18 protein-coding genes are annotated in these 21997 nt (G+C 60.1%); 9 read left to right on the forward strand and 9 right to left on the reverse strand.

From position 1 onward, the window contains the following. Positions 1-61 precede the first annotated feature (61 nt). Positions 62-2332, reverse strand: coding sequence for a bifunctional 23S rRNA (guanine(2069)-N(7))-methyltransferase RlmK/23S rRNA (guanine(2445)-N(2))-methyltransferase RlmL (rlmKL, locus tag ABIE16_RS13220; RefSeq protein ID WP_057715695.1), 2271 nt, complete (start codon positions 2330-2332; stop codon positions 62-64). A 530-nt stretch (positions 2333-2862) separates the two neighbouring features. Between rlmKL and rmf the strand changes: the two genes are divergently transcribed. Then, positions 2863-3078: a ribosome modulation factor gene (rmf, locus tag ABIE16_RS13225; RefSeq protein ID WP_003223300.1), complete on the forward strand. Its 216-nt coding sequence runs from the start codon at positions 2863-2865 to the stop codon at positions 3076-3078. Between the two features lie 285 nt (positions 3079-3363). Here rmf and ABIE16_RS13230 read toward each other — a convergent pair whose 3' ends face one another. Continuing rightward, entirely contained in the window at positions 3364-4383 is a 1020-nt protein-coding gene (locus tag ABIE16_RS13230; RefSeq protein ID WP_090454050.1) for a quinone-dependent dihydroorotate dehydrogenase, read from the reverse strand. 227 nt (positions 4384-4610) lie between these two features. Between ABIE16_RS13230 and ABIE16_RS13235 the strand changes: the two genes are divergently transcribed. The 8 genes from ABIE16_RS13235 (at position 4611) to cobA (ending at position 16188) form a co-directional block, all read left to right on the forward strand. After that, on the forward strand, positions 4611-5822 hold the full coding sequence (locus ABIE16_RS13235) for a CmpA/NrtA family ABC transporter substrate-binding protein (RefSeq protein ID WP_154946553.1): 1212 nt from the start codon (positions 4611-4613) through the stop codon (positions 5820-5822). Positions 5823-5837: 15 nt separating this feature from the next. Next, the gene (locus ABIE16_RS13240) at positions 5838-6413 is read left to right on the forward strand and encodes an ANTAR domain-containing response regulator (RefSeq protein WP_090454048.1); all 576 of its coding nucleotides are present in this window, start codon (positions 5838-5840) and stop codon (positions 6411-6413) included. Between the two features lie 339 nt (positions 6414-6752). Continuing rightward, positions 6753-7964 (forward strand): nitrate/nitrite transporter, encoded by a 1212-nt coding sequence (locus tag ABIE16_RS13245; RefSeq protein WP_429521347.1) that lies wholly within the window; start codon positions 6753-6755, stop codon positions 7962-7964. 7 nt (positions 7965-7971) lie between these two features. Continuing rightward, complete coding sequence (locus ABIE16_RS13250) at positions 7972-9639, forward strand: bifunctional protein-serine/threonine kinase/phosphatase (RefSeq protein WP_218542882.1); 1668 nt, start codon at positions 7972-7974, stop codon at positions 9637-9639. A 289-nt stretch (positions 9640-9928) separates the two neighbouring features. Next, a complete protein-coding gene (nirB, locus tag ABIE16_RS13255; RefSeq protein WP_429521348.1) occupies positions 9929-12382 on the forward strand; it encodes a nitrite reductase large subunit NirB in 2454 nt (817 codons plus the stop codon). Continuing rightward, a complete protein-coding gene (gene nirD / locus ABIE16_RS13260) occupies positions 12379-12696 on the forward strand; it encodes a nitrite reductase small subunit NirD (RefSeq protein ID WP_046042889.1) in 318 nt (105 codons plus the stop codon). Before nirB ends, nirD begins: the two co-directional genes overlap by 4 nt. Then, positions 12696-15413: a molybdopterin-dependent oxidoreductase gene (locus tag ABIE16_RS13265; RefSeq protein ID WP_429521349.1), complete on the forward strand. Its 2718-nt coding sequence runs from the start codon at positions 12696-12698 to the stop codon at positions 15411-15413. The genes nirD and ABIE16_RS13265 overlap by 1 nt, the downstream gene beginning before the upstream one ends. Positions 15414-15423: 10 nt before the next feature. Then, the gene (cobA, locus tag ABIE16_RS13270) at positions 15424-16188 is read left to right on the forward strand and encodes a uroporphyrinogen-III C-methyltransferase (protein WP_154946558.1); all 765 of its coding nucleotides are present in this window, start codon (positions 15424-15426) and stop codon (positions 16186-16188) included. A gap of 73 nt (positions 16189-16261) precedes the next feature. Here cobA and ABIE16_RS13275 read toward each other — a convergent pair whose 3' ends face one another. The 7 genes from ABIE16_RS13275 to ABIE16_RS13305 all read right to left on the reverse strand — a co-directional run bounded on the left by ABIE16_RS13275 (position 16262) and on the right by ABIE16_RS13305 (position 21843). Further along, complete coding sequence (locus tag ABIE16_RS13275) at positions 16262-17293, reverse strand: OmpA family protein (protein WP_057715703.1); 1032 nt, start codon at positions 17291-17293, stop codon at positions 16262-16264. 107 nt (positions 17294-17400) lie between these two features. Further along, on the reverse strand, positions 17401-17991 hold the full coding sequence (gene sigX / locus ABIE16_RS13280; protein ID WP_015096065.1) for an RNA polymerase sigma factor SigX: 591 nt from the start codon (positions 17989-17991) through the stop codon (positions 17401-17403). A gap of 90 nt (positions 17992-18081) precedes the next feature. Beyond that, the gene (locus ABIE16_RS13285) at positions 18082-18906 is read right to left on the reverse strand and encodes a mechanosensitive ion channel family protein (protein ID WP_008048604.1); all 825 of its coding nucleotides are present in this window, start codon (positions 18904-18906) and stop codon (positions 18082-18084) included. 2 nt (positions 18907-18908) lie between these two features. Continuing rightward, positions 18909-19157, reverse strand: a complete 249-nt coding sequence (locus ABIE16_RS13290; protein WP_008017601.1) for a hypothetical protein — start codon at positions 19155-19157, stop codon at positions 18909-18911. Positions 19158-19219: 62 nt separating this feature from the next. Continuing rightward, positions 19220-20215, reverse strand: a complete 996-nt coding sequence (locus ABIE16_RS13295; protein WP_150812371.1) for a zinc transporter ZntB — start codon at positions 20213-20215, stop codon at positions 19220-19222. A gap of 26 nt (positions 20216-20241) precedes the next feature. Then, the gene (gene rraA, locus ABIE16_RS13300) at positions 20242-20733 is read right to left on the reverse strand and encodes a ribonuclease E activity regulator RraA (protein WP_008027412.1); all 492 of its coding nucleotides are present in this window, start codon (positions 20731-20733) and stop codon (positions 20242-20244) included. Positions 20734-20853: 120 nt separating this feature from the next. Next, positions 20854-21843, reverse strand: a complete 990-nt coding sequence (locus ABIE16_RS13305; RefSeq protein ID WP_429521350.1) for an alpha/beta fold hydrolase — start codon at positions 21841-21843, stop codon at positions 20854-20856. Between the last annotated feature and the right edge of the window lie 154 nt (positions 21844-21997).

The raw sequence follows: 21997 nt of genomic DNA on the forward strand, positions 1-21997 counted from the left end.
CACGCGGCGCTTTCGGGTTCATCGCGAGCAGGCTCGCTCCTACAGTGAATCAGCACAGCTATCAACGAGCCGTGATTTTCCAGGCGCGATGGATCTTGGCGTTGCGGGCAAAATCCGGGTCGATGGTCTGGGCGGTGATCTCCTCGACTGCATAACGCTCGCCGAGGTTGGCTTCCAGTTCAAACTTGCGGAAGTTGTTGGAGAAGTACAACACGCCGCCGGGCGCCAGTCGCGCCATGGCCAGGTCGATCAGTTGCACCTGGTCGCGCTGCACGTCGAAGACACCTTCCATGCGCTTGGAGTTGGAGAACGTCGGCGGGTCGATGAAGATCATGTCGTACTCGTCACGACTGGCTTCGAGCCACGCCATCACATCACCCTGCTCCAGGCGGTTCTTGTCGGAGAAACCGTTCAACGACAGGTTGCGACGCGCCCAGTCCAGATAGGTTTTCGACAAGTCGACACTGGTGGTGCTGCGCGCGCCGCCCTTGGCCGCATGCACACTGGCCGTCGCGGTGTAGCAGAACAGATTGAGGAAGCGCTTGCCGGCCGCCTCTTTCTGGATACGCATGCGCATCGGCCGGTGGTCGAGGAACAGACCGGTGTCGAGGTAGTCGGTGAGGTTCACCAGCAGCTTCACGCCACCCTCATTGACCTCGACGAACTTGCCCTGTGCCGCCTGGCGCTCGTACTGCTTGGTGCCGCTCTGGCGCTCGCGGCGCTTGACCACCACACGGCTCTTGTCGATGTTCAACGCCTGCGGGATGGCTGCCAGGGCATCGAACATGCGGGCCGAAGCCTTTTCCGGATCGATTGATTTCGGCGCGACGTACTCCTGGACATGCACCCAATCGTGATACAGGTCGATGGCCATGGAGTATTCTGGCATGTCGGCATCGTACACGCGGTAGCAGTCGATGCCTTCACGCTTGACCCACTTGCCCAGGGCCTTGAGGTTCTTTTGCAGGCGGTTGGCGAACATCTGCCCGCCTTCGCTCAGGCGCGGCTGCTCGACCACTGGAGCCGGTGCCGGCGCCGGTTTGATCGGGTTGCCGTTTTTGTTGAACTTGCGTTCCTGCGGTTCGTTCGGCGCCTGATCGTAGGCGGCTTGCTCGCGCTCGACCTGGCGCTGCTCCGGAGTACGACGCTCGCCGGTGACGAATTGATCCGGCAACACCTTGATCAGCAACAGCTTGCACGGCAAGGCGCCGTTCCAGAACGAATACTGCTTGTGGCTGCGGATGCCCATGCGCTTGCCCAGGTCCGGGGCGCCGGTGAACACCGCGGCTTCCCAGTTGAGGCAAGCCTGACGCAGGCGTTCGCCAAGGTTCTGGTAGAGGTAGAGCAGGCTCGCCTCGTCGCCCAGACGCTCGCCGTATGGTGGGTTGCAGATCACCAGGCCTTTCTGGTTCTGGTCCGGACGCGGCTCGAAGGTCGCGACTTCGCCCTGGTAGATCTTGATCCACTCACTGAGGCCAGCACGTTCGACGTTGTTGCGGCCCGGTTGAATCAGGCGCGGGTCGGCTTCGTAACCGCGAATCCACAGCGGCGGCTTGGCCAGGCCGGCCGCGGCGCGTTCGGTGGCTTCTTCGTGGAGTTTTTTCCACAGCGCCGGTACGTGACCGAGCCAGGCGGTGAAGCCCCACTGCTCGCGACGCAGGTTCGGCGCCATGTCGGCAGCGATCATGGCGGCTTCCACCAGGAACGTGCCGACGCCGCACATCGGGTCGGCCAGAGCGCCGCCTTCGGCCGCGATACGGGGCCAGCCGGAACGGATAAGGATGGCGGCCGCGAGGTTTTCCTTGAGCGGCGCCGCACCTTGCTGCAAGCGATAGCCGCGCTGGTGCAGGCTGTGACCGGACAGGTCAAGGGACAGAATGGCTTCGCCACGATCCAGACGCAGGTGAATGCGCAGGTCCGGGTTGAGCTTGTCGATGGACGGACGGTCGCCTTGCGGGGTGCGCAGTTTGTCGACGATGGCATCCTTGACCTTCAGCGCGCCGAAGTGGGTGTTATCGATACCTGAGCCATGGCCGCTGAATTCGACGGCCAGGGTGCCGTCATTGAGCATGTGGTCTTGCCACTCGATGTCCAGCACGCCGTGGTACAGGTCTTCGGCGTCCTTCATTTGGAAACGCTTGAGCACCAGCAGCACGCGGTTGGCCAGGCGCGACCACAGGCACAGGCGATAAGCGGTTTCCATGGTGGCCATGCCGCGTACGGCAGAGGTGTGCTCCCGCGCTTCCTCAAGGCCAAGCCCGACGGCTTCCTCGATGAGCAGGCCTTCAAGGCCTTTCGGGCAAGTGAGGAAGAGTTCGAAACGATCGGACATGGGAATTCCAGAACCTTTAGCTAAGTGACCGGGCAACGCATTGCCGGTCCGGTTTTCAATCAGGCGCTTTTCTCGAAGAGCGCCCGCGTGGCACGAAGGTGTGCCGTTCCACCCCTGCTGCTCGGGTTAAATGAGCTTAGATGCAAGGACAGATAAAAAAGTTGATGCAACAAAATGTCATAAGTCGACCCTTCGTCGAATAGTGCTTCCCGGCAACGGGAGCCATTCTCACTAAAGGATTAAGCCCATCATCCAGCGCAGAGCCGATCATACCGGGGTTTGGCCAATAAATACGCTACAAACGCTCTGTTACTTATGGCGTTAGCACATGAACGGTTACGTCCTTATGACAAAACGATCATTCCCTCGATGTGACGCATTGGTTAGAACTCAATACAGGTTGGCGCCGCAATGACGCCAACACCTTGGCTCGTCACGCCGGCAACGAGCCCCCAACGGCAGAGTTTTTCTGCCAGACCTCAATAGAGGTCGACGCGATAAAAACAGTCAACAAGTGAGGGCAACACCCTATGAGAAGACTTAAGCGTGATCCGTTGGAAAGAGCATTTTTGCGCGGATATCAATATGGCGTTGGTGGTAAATCCCGTGAGCTTTGCCCATTTACTCTACCGTCGGTACGTCAAGCCTGGATTAACGGCTGGCGAGAAGGACGCGGCGACAACTGGGACGGTATGACCGGCACTGCGGGAATCCACAGACTCAACGAACTTCACGCCGTCGGCTAATTACAGGGCAGAACACTCCGACACGACAATCTGATTTGTACTGAATTAACCATGCACGTCCCATCCGGACGGCGGGCTCCGGCCCAGGGGCTCCTTTAAAGGGGCCCTTTTTTATGCCTGCTTCACATTCAGCGACGATACCCTTGTGGCGAGGGGGCTTGCCCCCGTTGGGTCGCGAAGCGGCCCCGAAACCAATCGACTCGGTGACACAGGTAAAACACAGTGGCCGGAATTGCGGCTGCTTCGCAGCCGAACGGGGGCAAGCCCCCTCGCCACAAAAGCTCGCTAGCGTAGGGCTGCGATTGCGTCTACGGACTCACGAATCAGCGCCGGGCCTTTGTAGATGAAGCCCGAGTAGATCTGCACCAGGCTCGCGCCCGCGGTGATTTTCTCCGCTGCGTGCTTGCCTTCGGTAATACCGCCGGCAGCGATGATCGGCAGCCGACCACCCAGCTCCGATGCCAGCACTTTCACGGTGTGGGTGCTCTTGTCGCGAACCGGTGCGCCGGACAGACCACCGGCTTCTTCGCCGTGCTCCATGCCTTCGACGCCTACACGACTCAGGGTGGTGTTAGTCGCAATGACCGCATCCATCCCGGTTTCGATCAGCGCTTGCGCAACTTGTGCGGTTTCTTCGTCGCTCATGTCCGGCGCGATCTTGATCGCCAGCGGTACATGTTTGCCATGACGCAATGCCAATTCCGCGCGGCGCTCGGCCAGATCGGCCAGCAACTGCTTGAGCGAGTCACCGAACTGCAGGCTGCGCAGGCCCGGCGTGTTCGGCGAGCTGACGTTGACCGTCACATAGCTGGCGTGGGCGTAGACCTTGTCCAGGCAGATCAGGTAATCGTCCACGGCACGTTCGACCGGCGTATCGAAGTTCTTGCCGATGTTGATGCCCAGCACGCCCTTGTATTTGGCCGCCGCCACGCGGGCCAGCAGGTGATCGACGCCGAGGTTGTTGAACCCCATGCGATTGATGATCGCCTCGGCTTCCGGCAGACGGAACAGGCGTGGCTTCGGGTTGCCCGGCTGCGGACGCGGCGTGATGGTGCCGATTTCGACAAAACCGAAACCCAGTTGGGCGAAACCATCGATGGCCGCGCCGTTCTTGTCCAGGCCGGCGGCCAGCCCCACCGGATTCGGGAAGTCCAGGCCCATGACATTCACCGGCGTCTTCGCCGGGGCCTTGCACAGCAAGCCGTTGAGCCCAAGACGCCCGCCCGCGCCGATCAGGTCCAGGGACAGATCGTGGGAGGTTTCCGGGGAGAGTTTGAACAACAGCTGACGGGCCAGGGTGTACATGGGCGGATTTGACTCGATTGGCGGCGAATTGAGGCGGCGATTATAGCCGGGCACGGGGTGGCAAGCGAGGCGCGTGATCAAATCAACGGATAATGGCATATGCCTTGCACCACTCTGGGCACCAGCACCCATGCCAACGACCGAATGTGTGCAAAGACAATGGCGTCGTCCCCGGCCTGCTCATGCAAGAACTCGGGACGACGTTTTTTTTGCAAGGTGAACACGCGATGAACGAACCATCAGCCGGCCCTCTGGCCTGGGTCAATGGCAGCGATGCCCCGGAAAAAACCGAAATCAATCTCGGCTTCATGGCTCTGAGCGACTGCGCCTCGGTGGTTGTCGCCGCCACCCAGGGCTTCGCCCAACCCCATGGCTTGACCCTGAACCTCAAGCGTCAGTCGTCCTGGGCCAACCTGCGGGACAAACTGGTCAGCGGCGAACTCGATGCCGCCCACAGCCTCTACGGTCTGGTTTACGCCGTTCACCTGGGCATCGGTGGCGTGGCCGCGACCGACATGGCCGTGCTGATGGGCCTGAATCAGAACGGCCAGAGCATCAACCTGTCCCGTGGTTTGCAAGCGCTTGGAGTGACCAGTCCTGAAGCACTGGAACGGCACGTGCACCAAACTCGCTCAAAATTCACCTTCGCCCAGACGTTTCCAACCGGCACCCACGCCATGTGGTTGTATTACTGGCTCGCCAGCCAGGGCATTCACCCGCTGCTGGATGTCGACAGCGTGGTGGTGCCGCCGCCGCAAATGGTCGCGCACCTGCGGGCCGGGCGTATCGACGGGCTCTGCGTCGGCGAACCCTGGTCCGCCAGCGCCGTGCAACAGGACCTCGGCTTCACCTTGGCGACGACCCAGACCATCTGGCCCGATCATCCGGAAAAGGTCCTGGGCTGCACCCGCGCCTTCGTCGAGCAATACCCCAACACTGCCCGCGCGTTGGTGATGGCGATTCTGGAGGCCAGTCGCTTCATCGAAGAAAGCAGCGAAAATCGTCGCAGCACCGCGCAATTGCTCAGTGCAGCGCAATACCTCGATGCGCCGCTGGAGTGCATCGAGCCGCGCCTGCTGGGCGACTATGTCGATGGTCTGGGCAATCGCTGGCAAGACCCACACGCCCTGCGCTTCCACGGTGAAGGCGAGGTCAATCTGCCGTACCTGTCCGATGGCATGTGGTTCATGACCCAGTTCCGTCGCTGGGGTTTGTTGCGCGACGACCCGGATTACCTCGCCGTGGCCCGTCAAGTCCAGCAACTAGACTTGTATCGTGAAGCGGCCAGCGCTGTAGGTGTCGCGGCACGGGGCAAGGAGATGCGCAGCAGTCAGTTGATCGACGGCAAGACCTGGGACGGTTCGGACCCGGCCGGTTATGCCCGCAGTTTCAAACTGCACGCCATGAGCGACAGCTCGCACCGATCCGCCAGCCGCTGACAGGAGACCATGAACATGCTGCGTATCCTGCTGATCAATGACACCGCTAAAAAAGTCGGGCGCCTGAGGGCCGCCCTGACCGAGGCCGGGTTCGAAGTGATCGATGAATCCGGCCTGACCATCGACCTGCCCGAACGCGTCGAAACGGTGCGTCCGGACGTGATTCTGATCGATACCGAGTCACCGGGCCGCGATGTCATGGAACAAGTGGTGCTGGTGACTCGCGACCAGCCACGACCGATTGTGATGTTCACGGACGAACACGACCCCGATGTGATGCGACAGGCGATCAAGTCCGGTGTCAGCGCCTACATCGTCGAAGGCATTCACGCACAACGCCTGCAGCCGATTCTCGATGTGGCCATGGCACGTTTCGAAAGCGATCAGGCCTTGCGTGCCCAACTGCATGCCCGCGACCAGCAATTGGCCGAGCGCAAGCGCATTGAACTGGCCAAGGGACTGCTGATGAAAATGAAGGACTGCAACGAGGAAGAGGCCTACACACTGATGCGCCGCCAGGCGATGAGCCGCCAGCAGAAGCTGATTCAAGTGGCGGAGCAGATTATTGCCATGAGCGAGTTGCTCGGCTGAAGTCCAGTGGCGCTTGTAAGGGCGCCATCGCGAGCAGGCTCGCTCCCACAGGTGGTTTGTGTTCGACGCCATTCCCTTGTGGGAGCGAGCCTGCTCGCGAATGGCGGCAACTCGATTTCGAGTGTTGGCACAGATCTCGCTAAGTAATCACCACAGGTAACCAACGGCGGTTGCCCCACCTACGACAAAGACGTCGCTCACCTCATTTGCCCTTGGCGGATCGGGTAGCGGCGTTTTTTCGTTTTGGCCCCACAGCACGGGGCCGGTGGTGCGGCCGTATCGGCGCCCCACCTGCAAGCTCATGACTCCTTTCGAGACTCTTCACAGCTGAGGTGCGCAATGAATTCAAGCTTCTGGAAATCCGGCCATACACCCACATTGTTCGCAGCCTTCCTCTATTTCGACCTGAGCTTCATGGTCTGGTACCTGCTCGGTCCTTTGGCGGTACAGATCGCCGCCGACCTGCACCTGACGACGCAGCAACGGGGGCTGGTGGTCGCCACGCCGATTCTGGCCGGGGCGGTGTTGCGCTTCGTGATGGGGATGCTGGCTGATCGCCTGTCGCCCAAAACCGCCGGCCTGATCGGTCAGGTTATCGTGATCTGCGCGCTGTTCGGCGCCTGGAAACTCGGAATCCACAGCTACGAGCAGGCGTTGCTGCTGGGCCTGTTCCTCGGCATGGCCGGCGCTTCGTTCGCCGTCGCCCTGCCCCTGGCCTCGCAGTGGTATCCGCCGCAGCATCAAGGCAAGGCCATGGGCATCGCCGGCGCGGGGAACTCGGGCACGGTGCTCGCCGCATTGATCGCCCCGGTGCTGGCGGCGGCGGTTGGCTGGAGCAACGTGTTCGGTTTCGCCCTGATTCCGCTGATTCTGACCCTGATCGTCTTCGCCTGGCTGGCCCGCAATGCCCCCGAGCGGCCAAAAGCCAAATCCATGGCCGACTACTTCAAGGCCTTGGGCGATCGTGACAGCTGGTGGTTCATGTTTTTCTACAGCGTGACATTTGGCGGCTTCATCGGTCTGGCCAGTGCCCTGCCCGGTTATTTCAACGACCAGTACGGCTTGAGCCCGGTGACCGCCGGCTACTACACCGCAGCCTGCGTGTTCGGCGGCAGTCTGATGCGCCCCTTGGGTGGCGCGCTGGCTGACCGGTTCGGCGGCATTCGGACTCTGCTGGCGATGTACACCGTCGCGGCGATCTGCATTGCCGTGGTCGGCTTCAATCTGCCGAGTTCCTACGCCGCACTGGCACTTTTCGTCTGCACCATGCTCGGTCTGGGCGCAGGCAATGGCGCGGTATTCCAATTGGTGCCCCAGCGTTTTCGCCGGGAAATCGGCGTGATGACCGGCCTGATCGGCATGGCCGGCGGTATCGGTGGCTTTGCCCTCGCGGCCGGCATGGGCGCGATCAAGCAAAGCACCGGCAGCTATCAACTGGCACTGTGGTTTTTCGCCAGCCTCGGCGTTCTGGCCTGGTTCGGTCTGCACGGCGTAAAACGTCGCTGGAGAACCACCTGGGGTTCGGCCGCCGTGACGGCAGCGCGAGTCTGACGCCCCGATGAGCCTGCAACTGAGTTTCGCCGAAGCCAGCGCCATCGGTCCTCGCGAGGAAAACCAGGATGCCCTGCGCCTGGTCACACCGGCTCCGGCGCTGGCCGCGAGCAAGGGTTATCTGTTCGCGATTGCCGACGGTGTCAGCCAATGCGTCGATGGCGGTCTGGCTGCCCGTTCGACGCTGCAGGCCCTGGCGCTGGATTACTACGCCACGCCGGAAACCTGGAGCGTCGCACAGGCACTCGATCGTCTGCTGCTGGCGCAGAACCGCTGGTTGCAGGCCAATGGCGGCGGACAACCGCTGCTGACCACCCTCAGCGCGCTGGTCCTGCGTGGTCGGCGTTTTACCTTGGCCCATGTCGGCGATTGTCGGGTGTATCGCTGGCACGCCGACCAATTGCAGCGAATCAGCGAGGATCACGTCTGGGACCAGCCGGGCATGCAGCATGTGCTGAAACGGGCGCTGGGGCTCGATCAACACCTGGTGCTGGATTTTCTCGACGGTGAGTTGCGCCCCGATGAGAGCTTCGTCCTGCTCAGCGACGGCGTCTGGGCCGTCCTGGGCGATACCGCCATTGCCGCGATCCTGCGCGATCAACCGGATTTGCACAGCGCTGCGAACACCCTGGTCAATGCTGCGCACCTGGCGGGCAGCCAGGACAACGCCAGCGCCCTGCTGGTGCGGGTCGATGCCCTCGGCGAAGCGAGCATTGGCGATGCGTTGATGCACTTACAGCAATGGCCACTGCCGCCTGCCCTGAAACCGGGTCAGGCGTTCGAGGGCTGGCAGGTCGAGGGGATCGTCGCACAGAGCCAGCAATCGCTGCTTTATCGCGTTCGCGACAGCCAGCAACAACCCTGGCTGTTGAAAACCCTGCCCGGTCGCCTGCACGACGATCACCAGGCCGGGCAAGCGTTACTGTCGGAAGAATGGTTTCTCAAACGCGTGGCCGGTCGACATTTTCCTGAAGTCCACTCCGCCAGTCAGCGTCAGCATTTGTACTACGTGATGCGTGAATATTCGGGCGCTACCCTGGCCCAACGACATGAGCAAGGCGGACCGCTGCCGCTGCCCCAGTGGCAAGACATCGCCGAACGCTTGCTGCGAGCGGTCGGCCTGTTGCATCGACGGCAGATCCTGCATCGCGATATCAAACCGGAAAACCTGCTGCTGGGGGACGATGGTGAGTTGCGCCTGCTGGATTTCGGCCTCGCCTACTGCCCCGGGCTTTCGCAAGATCTGCCCTGGGCGCTGCCGGGTACACCCAGTTACATCGCACCCGAAGCCTTTCGCGGCGAAGTACCGACGCCACAGCAGGACTTGTACGCCGTCGGAGTAACCCTGTATTTCCTGCTCACCGGGCATTACCCCTATGGCGAAATCGAAGCCTTCCAGCGCCCGAGGTTTGGCCTCCCGGTCAACGCCAGCCGCTACCGGCCCGACCTGCCGGACTGGATCGCCCATAGCCTGGAGCGCGCCGTGGCGGCGACCCCCGACCAGCGTTTCGAAACAGCGGAAGAATGGCTGCTGCTGATCGAACAGGGCGAGCGCCACAGCTTGAGCGTGCGCCCCCGGCCCTTGCTGGAGCGCGAACCGCTGAAAGTCTGGCGAACATTGGCGCTGGTATCGTTGCTGCTCAATCTGGTGCTGCTGATGGTTGCGCTCCATTAGCGGGCAAAGCGCCTTGAATCGGTGCACTCCCTCACGGTTCTGCCCTTGTGAACGGGGAAAATGCCAACAAACACGGGATTTGAGCGACTTGGCATAACCACTGCATTACCTCTTTCAACAGACATACAGCGCAGGCTTCAACGACGAAGGTTGCACTTCCCGAGAGAACGGGACCAGGACAAAGGCGTCCTCGCTAGGCAACTAGCGGGACGCCTTTTTTTGTTTGCGCAAAATTTGTCGAGCATGGCCTGCCACTGATGAGGCAGGCCCGAGCTCCCCGGAGAACCTGATGAAAAAACTAAAACTGGTGATGATCGGCAACGGCATGGCCGGGGTCCGGACCCTGGAAGAGCTGCTCAAACTGAGCACGGAGCTGTACGACATCACGGTCTTCGGTGCCGAACCGCACACCAACTACAACCGCATCCTGCTGTCGCCGGTGCTGGCGGGCGAACAGACCTTCGAAGAAATCGTGCTCAACGACCTGGACTGGTACCTGGAAAACAACATCAAGCTGCTGCTCAACCGTAAGGTGGTGGAGATCGACCGAGTCAAGCGCCGGGTCATCGCCGAAGACGGCAGCGAAGCCGAATACGATCGCCTGCTGATCGCCACCGGCTCAACGCCTTTCATCCTGCCCATTCCCGGCAACACCCTTGACGGCGTGATCGGCTACCGCGACATCGCCGACACCCAGGCCATGATCGACACCGCGAAAACCCACCGGCACGCCGTGGTGATCGGCGGCGGCCTGCTCGGCCTGGAGGCCGCCAACGGCCTGATGCTGCGGGGCATGCACGTCACCGTGGTGCATATCGGCGAGTGGTTGCTGGAGCGGCAACTGGACAAGACCAGCGGCCAGTTGCTGCAAACCGCGCTGGAATCTCGCGGCCTGCACTTTCGCCTGTGCGAGCAGACCCAGGCCTTGCACGACGCTGGCAACGGCCGGGTCGGTTCGGTGCAATTCAAGAACGGCGACATCATTCCCGCTGACCTCGTAGTGATGGCCGCCGGCATTCGCCCCAATACCGAATTGGCGGAGAAATCCGGCATTCCGTGCAGCCGCGGGATTCTGGTCAACGACACAATGCAAACCTACGACCCACGGATCTATGCCATCGGCGAGTGTGCCAGCCACCGCGGTATCGCCTATGGTTTGGTGGCGCCGCTGTTCGAACAGGCCAAAGTCTGCGCCAATCACCTGGCCCAACTGGGTTTTGCCACCTACAAGGGTTCGGTGACCTCGACCAAATTGAAGGTTACCGGTATCGACCTGTTTTCCGCCGGCGACTTCATGGGCGGTGAAGGCACCGAGACCATTACCCTCTCGGACCCGATTGGCGGCGTCTACAAGAAACTGGTGATCAAGGATGACGTGCTGGTCGGCGCCTGCCTGTACGGCGATACGGCAGACGGCGGCTGGTATTTCAGGCAGATCCGTGAGAATCACGCCATCGGCGAGATCCGCGATCATTTGATGTTTGGTGAAAATGCACTGGGCGACGTAGGACATCAGGGCCAGGACAAAGCCATGAGCATGGCCGACAACGCCGAAGTCTGCGGCTGCAACGGTGTGTGCAAGGGCACCATCGTCAAGGCCATTCAGGAACACGGGCTGTTCAGTGTCGACGACGTCAAGAAACACACCAAGGCTGCCAGCTCCTGCGGTTCCTGCGCCGGCCTCGTCGAACAGATCCTGATCAACACCGTGGGCGGCGCCGCCGACGTCAAGCCGAAAAGCGAAAAGGCCATCTGCGGCTGCAGCGATCTCAACCACGGGCAGATCCGCCAGGCCATCCGCGAGCAGCACCTGCTGACCATCGCCGGCACCATGAGCTACCTGAACTGGCGCACACCCAACGGCTGCGCCACCTGCCGCCCGGCGCTCAACTACTACCTGATCTCCACCTGGCCAGGAGAAGCCAAGGATGATCCGCAATCGCGCCTGATCAATGAACGCGCCCACGCCAATATTCAGAAAGACGGCACCTACTCTGTAGTCCCGCGGATGTGGGGCGGTGTGACCAATCCTTCAGAGCTGCGGCGCATTGCCGACGTCGCCGACAAGTACAACGTGCCGATGGTCAAGGTCACCGGTGGCCAGCGCATCGACTTGCTGGGTATTCGCAAGCAAGACCTGCCGGGGGTATGGAAAGACTTGGACATGCCGTCCGGCCACGCCTATGGCAAATCCATCCGCACGGTGAAAACCTGCGTCGGCAGCGAGTTCTGCCGCTTTGGCACCCAGAATTCAACACAACTTGGCATTGAACTGGAACATGACCTGTTCAACATGTGGTCGCCACACAAGGTGAAGCTGGCTGTCTCCGGTTGCCCGCGCAACTGCTCGGAAGCCGGTATCAAGGATGTGGGAATTATCGGTGTGGACTCCGGCTGGGAGATGTACATCGGCGGCAACGGCGGGATCAAGACCGAAGTCGCGGAATTCTTCGTCAAACTGAAAACCGCCGAAGAAGTGCGCGAATACAACGGTGCATTCCTGCAGCTCTATCGCGAAGAAGCCTTCTACCTCGAGCGCACCGTGCACTACCTGCAACGGGTCGGTATGGAACACATCAAGAAAGCCGTACTGGAAGATCCGGAGCGGCGCAAGGCGCTCAACGATCGCCTGCAATTCTCCCTGTCGTTCGAACAGGACCCGTGGAAGGAACGCCTGGAACAGCCCCAGCTGAAAAAAGAATTCGACGTCATCCCCGTGAAAAACCTGGAGGTGCTGGCATGAACTGGCTGGATATCTGTGCACTGGAAGAGATCAATGCCCTGGGCTCGCGGATCATCGCCGGGCCAAAGGGAGACATCGCGATTTTCCGTACCAGCGACGACGAAGTGTTCGCCCTCGACGACCGCTGCCCGCACAAGGGCGGCCCGTTGTCCCAAGGTCTGGTCTACGGCAAGCGTGTGGCCTGCCCGCTGCACAACTGGCAAATCGATCTGGAAAGCGGCGAAGCCCTGGCCCCGGACATCGGCTGTGCCCATCACCATCTCGCCCGGGTGGAAAATGGCCGGGTGATGCTGGCCCTGCGGGATGCAGGCTGATGGACCGCCAGATCACTGCGTCCACCTGCTGTTACTGCGGGGTCGGCTGCGGGGTGCTGATCGAGCACGACGGCGAGCACATCCTCGGCGTCAGCGGCGACCCGGCGCACCCGGCCAATTTCGGCAAACTGTGCAGCAAGGGTTCGACCCTGCACCTGACCGGCGACTTGACGGCGCGGGCGTTATACCCCGAACTGCGCCTCGGTAAAAGCCTGGCCCGCCACCGCACCGATTGGGATACCGCCCTCGATCACGCCACCAGCGTGTTTGCCGCGACTATTGCCGAACATGGCCCGGACAGCGTGGCGTTCTACATTTCCGGGCAACTGTTGACCGAGGACTACTACGCCTTCAACAAGCTGGCGCGTGCCCTGGTAGGCACCAACAACATCGACAGCAATTCGCGCCTGTGCATGTCTTCGGCGGTGGTCGGCTACAAGCGCAGCCTGGGTGCCGACGCCCCGCCCTGCAGCTACGAAGACCTGGAGCTGAGTGATTGCGTGATGATCGCCGGCAGCAACATGGCCTACGCCCACCCGGTGCTGTTTCGCCGCCTGGAAGCAGCCAAATCCCGCCGGCCGCAGATGAAGGTCATCGTCATTGACCCACGTCGCACAGATACCTGCGATCTGGCTGACCTGCACCTGGCGATCTTGCCGGGCACCGATGTCGCCTTGTTCCATGGGATTTTGCATCTGCTGCTGTGGGAAGACTGGATAGATCGTGACTTCATCAGGGACCACACCGAAGGCCTGGCCGAGCTGAAAAACCTGGTGCGTGACTACACGCCGCAAATGGTTTCGCAGCTCTGCGGTATCAGCCTCGGGCAATTGCAGCAATGTGCCGAGTGGATCGGCACATCACCGAGCTTTCTGTCGCTGTGGTGCATGGGGCTTAACCAGTCCACCGCCGGCAGCGCGAAAAACAGTGCATTGATCAATCTGCACCTGGCCACCGGGCAGATCGGTCGTCCCGGCGCCGGACCTTTCTCCCTCACCGGTCAGCCAAATGCCATGGGCGGACGGGAAACCGGCAGTTTGTCCAACTTGCTGCCCGGTCACCGTGACGCCGCCAATGCACAACACCGTGCGCAAGTGGCGTCCTACTGGGGCGTCGAGCAACTGCCGGAAAGCCCCGGGCTCACTGCGATCGAATTGTTCGAGCAAGTGCGCAACGGCAAGATCAAGGCGTTGTGGATCGCCTGCACCAACCCCGCGCAATCCATGCCGGACCAGACGGCCGTGCGCGCAGCTCTGCAAGCCTGCCCGTTCGTGGTGTTACAGGAAGCCTTCAGCACCACTGAAACCGCGAAGTTCGCCGACCTTCTGCTGCCCGCTGCCAGTTGGGGGGAAAAGGAAGGTTGCGTGACCAACTCAGAGCGGCGCATTTCCCACGTACGCCAGGCAATCGTCGCACCGGGTGAGGCGCGGCCTGACTGGGCAATCACCGTAGATTTCGCACAACGCCTGGAAAAACACCTGCGTCCCGGCCAAGCGAGCCTGTTTGAATTTGATAATCCCGCTCAGGTCTTTGACGAATACAAACAACTGACTCAAGGTCGCGACCTGGATCTGTCCGGTATCAGCCATGCACTGCTCGATCGTCTCGGCCCGCAGCAGTGGCCCTTCCCTGCGGGTGCCGTTGAAGGCACGGCCCGGCTGTACGTCGACGGGGTATTTGCCACTGCCAATGGGCGCGCACAGTTCGTGGCCGATCCATACCGTGCCGCCAAAGAGCAACGCGATGCTCGCTTCCCGCTGACCCTGATCACCGGTCGCCTGCGCGATCAATGGCACGGCATGAGCCGCACCGGCACCGCTGCGCAGCTGTTCGGTCATGTCAGCGAAGCGGAGTTGAGCCTGCACCCGGACGAACTGCGCCGCCATCGCCTGCAGCCGGGGGATCTGGTCAGCCTGAAAAGCAGGCGCGGCGCAATCGTCGTCGCGGTTGCCAGCGATGACAGCGTGCGTCCGGGCCAGGCCTTTTTGCCGATGCATTGGGGCGATCGTTTTCTCAAGGGCGGGGTGAACAGTCTCACTCTGCCCGCATTCGATCCTTTGTCGAAACAGCCCGAACTTAAACACAGCGGCGTTCGCCTGGATCCGGTGGATTTGCCCTGGAAACTATTCGCACTGATCGAGGGCGATGTTCAACGGCATTTTGAAACGCTACGACCGCTCTGTGAGGCGTTTTCCTACGTCAGTCTCAGTCTGGTTGGCCGTGAGCGCCCTGCCCTGCTTGTGCGGGCTGCCAATACTTCAGCACCTTCGGCAGAGTTGCTAAGCGAAATCGATAAAAACCTGGCGCTCGATGACGGCCCGGTACTGGCTTACGACGACCCTCGACGGGCCATAGGCAAGCGCGTGCGGATCGAAAATGGCCGGATCACTGCCATTCGACTGGCCGGTGAAACCCTTGCCCAGCACTGGTTGCAGGGGCTGTGGCTCGAAGGTCGCGCGGACCAGCAACTGCGGCGCTGGCTGCTTGCGCCGCTGAGCGCACCACCGGGCAATCTCGACACGTCCTTCAACTCGAACAAGATCCTGTGCAATTGCAAGAACGTCGGCCAGAACGCGATCTGCGCCGGCATCAGCCGTGGCCTGGACTTGCAGGGGCTCAAGCAAGAACTGGGTTGCGGCACGCAATGCGGGTCCTGCGTTCCGGAAATCAAACGCCTGCTGGCCGCCACGGCGCAGCCAGTCACCGTCTTCTCGTGAGGAAAACACTATGAGTGCAAAAGTCTGGCTGGTAGGTGCGGGCCCGGGTGATCCGGAGTTGCTCACGTTGAAGGCGGTACGTGCCTTGCGCGAGGCAGATGTGGTGCTGATCGATGACCTGGTCAATGTCGCGGTACTCGAGCATTGCCCTGGGGCGCGGATCATTCCGGTGGGCAAGCGTGGCGGCTGCCGCTCTACCCCACAAGCGTTCATCCATCGCCTGATGCTTCGTTATGCCCGGCAGGGTAAATGCGTAGCGCGGCTCAAGGGCGGCGATCCATGCATTTTCGGCCGCGGTGGTGAAGAGGCGCAGTGGCTGCGTGAGCGTGGGGTCGAAGCCGAGTTGGTCAACGGCATCACTGCCGGACTGGCGGGGGCAACGCAATGCGATATTCCGCTGACTTTGCGCGGTGTAGCCCGTGGTGTCACGCTGGTCACCGCACACACCCAGGACGACAGCCAATTGAACTGGCAGGCACTGGCCCAAGGCGGAACGACGTTGGTGGTTTACATGGGAGTGGCCAAGCTGGGTGAAATCCGTGAGCAGCTATTGGCCGGCGGCATGGCAACGGATACGCCCGTGGCCATGATTGAAAATGCCTCCTTGCCCCATCAACGGGAATGTCGGAGCACTCTCACAAACATGGATGAAGCGGCCTACAGATTCCAACTGAAAAGCCCTGCCATACTGGTGATCGGTGCAGTGGCAGCCAGTGCAACTCAATCGCTGTGGGAGCGTGAATTGCCTGTGATGGCGGCAGATCAGTCAGCGTAGTTTCAACTATTTCACCAAATTGCAGACAAAGAAAAGCCCGGCCTGAGCCGGGCTTTTCAGAGCTGCGAGCTAATTACTTAGCTTGAGCTTCAACCTGCGCTTCTACGCGACGGTTAACTGCACGACCAGCGTCAGTTTTGTTGTCAGCAACTGGGCGGGATTCGCCGTAGCCAACAGACTGAACGCGGGACGATTCAACACCGTACTGGTTGGTCAGAACTTGTTTAACGGCGTTTGCACGACGCTCGGACAGTTTCTGGTTGTAAGCGTCAGGACCGACGGAGTCAGTGTGACCTTCAACAGTAGTGCTGGTGGATGGGTACTGCTTCATGAAGTCAGCCAGGTTCTTGATGTCGCCGTAGCTGTTTGGCTTGACTACCGACTTGTCGAAGTCGAACTTCACGTCCAGCTCAACACGAACAACTTCAGCAACTGCCGGGCAGCCGTCAGCGTCAACAGTTACGTTGGCTGGGGTGTCTGGGCACTTGTCAACGTTGTCGCAAACGCCATCGTTGTCGCTGTCAGAGCAAACTTCCGGAGCTGGAACTGGAGCAGCAGCTGGCTTGCTGCCGCCGCCGAAGTTCACACCGATACCGACGCTAGGAGCCCACTCGGTGTTGCCCTGGTCGATGTTGTACTGAGCTTCAACGCCAGCACGGGCGTAGAAGTTGTCGGTGAAGTACAGCTTGGCACCGCCGCCAACGTTGGCGAAGGTGGAACGGTTACGACCGTTCGAGCCGTTCTGGTCGATGCTCTGGTCGGAGAAACCGCCCGAGACGTAAGGACGCAGCATGTCGCCTGGGTTGTTGAAGTGGTACAGAGCGTCCAGAGCGGTGTTCGCGCCCTTAACGTTCTTGCCGTCGTTTGCACGGGCGTTGTGCACTTCGTCGTAGGCCAGACGCAGTTCAACGTCGTCTGTCAGGAAGTAACCGATAGAACCACCCGGCAGGATGCCGTCGTTCTTGAAGTTACGGTCGCTATCGAAATATTGCTTCTTTGCGTAGCCTTCGATTTCAACTGCGCCTTGGCCCTGTGCCAGAGCGCCGATGGAAGTGGCGGCAATAAGAGAACCAATGGCCAAGCCCAAGGTGTTTTTCAGTTTCATCCGTTAAATCCCCATCTGGTGATTGTGAAGCAGTCCCGCAAACCGGGGGACAACTCGGCGGCAAGTCTAACAGAACTTGCCTACACGTAAGAGATATTTGCGCTGAACTAAGTTTCAGCAATGCCTGCAAATTTCTCACGCAATTTATCTAGAGCGCGTTTGTACCGCATTTTTGTTGCGCTCAAACCCATATGCATGATGTCTGCGATTTCCTGAAACTCCAGCTCTGCGACAAATCGTAGCACCAGAATTTCACGATCAATCGGGTTCACATACACCAACCAGCGATCAAGTCCGCCTTTTTCCTCAGGTTTCGGCGTCTTTTCTTCGGACGCTTCCTCGAGGGGGTCAAGACTCAAAGCGTCCATCAAGCGACGCTTTCGCCGTTCCTTCCGATACTGTGTGATGCACTCGTTGTACGTGATGCTATATAGCCACGTCTTGAACTTCGATTTACCTTCGAAGTTCTTCAGGCCATACAGCACCTTCAACATGACCTCCTGACAGACATCGTCTGCGTCGCGATCGTTCCCTAGATATCGTGCGCACACGTTAAATAATGTTCGCTGGTAACGCCGCATCAGTTCTTCATAGGCGCGTGTTACGTGAAACAGCTCGGTATGCGAGCGCGCGACCAACTCCTCATCAGAGAGCTCGCGGGGGTCGTAGCGCATGGATAACGATTGGGCTTTATTCAAAACAAGTCGGGCCGACAGTCAGGTCAATGTCCGCCGCAGCCAGCGTGAGCAGGCATTTTGCGGCGGCATACATTAGCAGGGTTTGCCGGGTTAGCGGCTACTCACATGCTGCTCAAGGAGGATCCGATTGGAAAGAGAGACTAGCTCACCCTCATCGGTCAGCAATGTGGTTTTAACCGTGCCGATCTCTTCGATCTGGCCTTCGACCTCGCCAACACGCACTTGTTGCCCAACCTGGTACAGCTCACGCACGTAGATTCCCGCAAGAATCTGGCCGGCAATTTCCCGGCTTCCCAACCCCATGGCCAGCGCTACTGCCAGACCAACGGTTATCAACACAATCACGATCACATGGTTCAGCAGGTCGGTCTTGACCTCCAACTGGCTGATCGCAACCGAAATACTGATGATGATCACCAGGCCCTGGGCAATCCGTCCAAGCCCTGAAGCATAGTCCAGCCCCACGCCTTCTGCCGCTCCGCGCACCAGCCCGTTGGCCAGTTGCGCCAGCAAGACACCGACCAGCAACACCAGCGCCGCACCGAACACCTTCGGCAAATACAACGCAAGCATGTCCAGCGTAGCTGAAACTCGCTCAAGGCCAAGGGATTCTGCGGCAGAAACCAGAAAAATCAGCAGAACGAACCAATAGACGATTTTGCCGATCAGCGTCGAAATAGGAACTTGCAACCCTGCACGGGACAGCAATTTGGTCAGGCCGGTGCCACCCATCAAGCGATCAAGGCCCAGTTTGGCGAGCAACTTCGAGAGCAAGGTGTCCAGCAGTTTGGCCACGACAAAACCCAACAGCAGCACAACCAGTGCGCCGAACAGGTTCGGAATGAAGTTCGCAACCTTGGTCCACAACGCAGTCATTGCAGTGACGAGGCTCTGAGTCCAGAGATCAAGTTCCATATTCAATCAGCCTTATCAGCAGTGCGAGCAGTAGGTTTACGAAGACGGGATACCGGCGCGACATGGGCCGATCCGTTATTCAGGGCGATCATCAGTGCGGGCAACCAGCGCCCCAGCAGGCTGAACAGATCACCGGCGCCGACCTGGCGGTTGGCGGTTTTCAGCACACGGCCCAGGCACGCATCGTCGTCCCGGGTGGACGGTGAGGCGTTGAGCATGTCGCGTAAAGACTGTTCAAACGGATCGTGCATACGCACCTCTCGTGATGTCTGTGGGAGACGCGGTCAGTTTTGGTCGGGTCACATGGTTTCCCTCAGACCCAGCGCAAACGTCGGAACAACCACCACTGCCCCAGCGCCACCGAGACCATCATCAGGCAAGCGATCAGAAAGCCGTAAGGGCTGGCAGAGAATGGAATTCCACCGACGTTGATCCCCAAAAGCCCGGCCAGAAAACTCATCGGCAAAAAGATCCCGGTGATGATCCCGAAGCGATACATCGTGCGGTTCATGCGCACGCTCAAGCGACGGTCTTCAGCCTCCAGGACCAGCCCCACCCGCTCCCGGGTCAATTCCAGCTCTTCGAGGTAGCGGGTCAGGCTGTTGTTCAATTCGTTCCAGTAATCGCCGTCATCCTCGACGAACCAGGGCAACTTGATTCGCGTCAACTGCCCGAAAATGTCCCGCTGCGGAGCCAGAAAGCGCTTCAACGCAGCCGCCCGGCGACGAATCTGCAAAACCGCCCCGTGCTCAGGAGTATACCGTTCGTCGGTATCCAGCTTTTCTTCTTCCTCATCGACCACTTCCGAGAGACAGCTGACCAGATCCTGCACCTTGTTGGTGAGGTACTGCGCCATGCAAAGAATGAGTTCGGAGGCAGTTTTCGGCCCCTTGCCCTCGGACAGTTGCACCAGCAACTCGTCAGTGGCACGCAACGGACGCAAACGCAGGGAAATGACACGCTGGGCAGAGCCGAAAATCCGCACCGACACCATGTCTTCCGGTTCGGCGCCAGGGTTCAGATTGACCCCGCGCAAAAATAGCAGCAGTTCGCTGTCCGAAAGCTGTAGAAGTCGCGGACGGGTATTTTCTTCAAGTAACAGGTCACAGCTGAATTCGCTCAGACCGCTGGATTTGCGCAACCAGGTCCGGGTTTGCGGATGACTGCGATCCCAGTGCAGCCACAGGCTTTCATGGGCCTGCAGCTGCAAGTCATCGAGTTCAGTCCGGGCAATCGAACGCGCGCCGCCTTTACCGTCCAGCACCAGGGCATGCACCAGCCCCCATTGCGCGTTTTCTTCCTCGAACATCCGCACTCCTTTGGTCAACCAGCGCTTTATTCAGGCATTTTCAGCGGGCTGGGCGAGATGATCACGCCGTTGTTGTCCGCATAAATGTATTCGCCTGGACGGAACGTCACACCGGCAAACGTCACCACAACGTTGAGATCGCCGAGCCCGCGCCTGTCGGATTTCCTCGGGTGGCTGGCGAGGGCCTGAACGCCCAGATCGGTCTGCGCGATGATATCGACGTCGCGGATGCAACCGTAGATCACCAGCCCTTCCCAACCGTTTTTCGCGGCTTTCTCGGCCAGCATGTCACCGAGCAACGCATGACGCAGGGAACCGCCACCGTCTACCACCAGCACTTTGCCATTCCCCTTGAGCTCGACCTGCTCCTTGACCCGCGAGTTGTCTTCAAAGCATTTGATGGTCACGATTTCGCCGCCGAAGGAATCACGGCCGCCGAAATTGCTGAACATCGGTTCCAGCACCTGCACCAGCTCCGGATAGGCGTCGCACAGGTCAGGCGTGATGTAATGGTTCATCGAGAAACTCCTGTAAGAGGAAGACAATCGAGGATGTCGGAAAGTGACCAGAACAGCTCAATGCGTCATATCTTAGCCGCAAGCCGACCGGAGCGAAATGCCCTTGTCAGAGCGTCAGGCTCAGATTGCCGCGACCAAATCCTGTTGCGCTCCCGGCAAAGGTGTCTGCTGATCGGCCAACCAGCGCGTCACCAAAGGCCAGACTTCAGCCTGGGCTGCCTTGCTGACGAGCATTTCCACGTGACCGAAATTGTCGCCGAAGCCCTGCTCGCGCCCCAGGTTGATGAATTGCTTGTGCTCGGAACCGAACTGCTCGAACAGCTTGCGACACGCCCACGCAGGATCCTGATGATCACCCGCAGCGCTCACGGCAAGCACCGGCAACCTGACCTCGGTCAAACCCGCCCACCAGTTTTTATCGGCATCGCCAAAGCGCCCGAACAGACCGTACCAGCGCATGCCTTCCAGGGCCAGGCCGATGGGCTCGTCCTCCGGACCGCGCTTGAGCCTTGAGCCGGACAACTGGGCAAAACGCTTGAGAATGAAGCGACCGCTCCACTCTACCGGCGGAATCTTCAATGGCCAGTAGGTGCGACTGACTTGTGTACCGAAAAACGCCGCCGAGGCCACGACCGGCTCACCGATGTACTCGCCACCCAGCGCTGCGGCCAGTGTAATACCGCCCAGTGAGTGACCGATCCAGTGTGGCACCTGCCCGCTCTGTTCGCGCACGAACGCGCCAATGGCCGGCAGGTCATAGCGTGCGTAGTCGGCAACACGGTTCTTGCGGTAGTCGTGGTTACGCTGGGACAGGCCGTGACCGCGCATTTCCGGAATCCAGACATCGAACCCCAGACGGGCCAGGTAAGCGCCCAACCCCAGGCCTTTGGGAGAAAACCAGAACCGGCGATTGGAAAAGCTGCCGTGCAGCAGGATCACCGGCACGCCACGGGAGGACGACTCATCGGCCATGCCAAGGCGTGTCACAGCCAATTCGACGGTGAAGTCGGGACTGTTACCGGGTTTCAAACGATACACATCTTCGCTCAGATCACCGCGCCGTTCGGCACTGATCAGGGCGACAGGAAATAGGTTGCTGCTGCTTTGCATAATCTCTTGCACAAAAAAGGGCGGCATCCAGATGGAGCCCGCCCTGCTTGAATCTCATAAAGACCGCTCCCTGCAGGAGCGAGCCCTGCTCGCGAAGAACTCGGGACACCACGTTTATCCAGGATAAACGCGTTATCGTTGACGTCCATCGCGA

Origin of the sequence: Pseudomonas sp. 2725, from assembly GCF_050434585.1 — a bacterium.
GTDB lineage: Bacteria > Pseudomonadota > Gammaproteobacteria > Pseudomonadales > Pseudomonadaceae > Aquipseudomonas > Aquipseudomonas jessenii.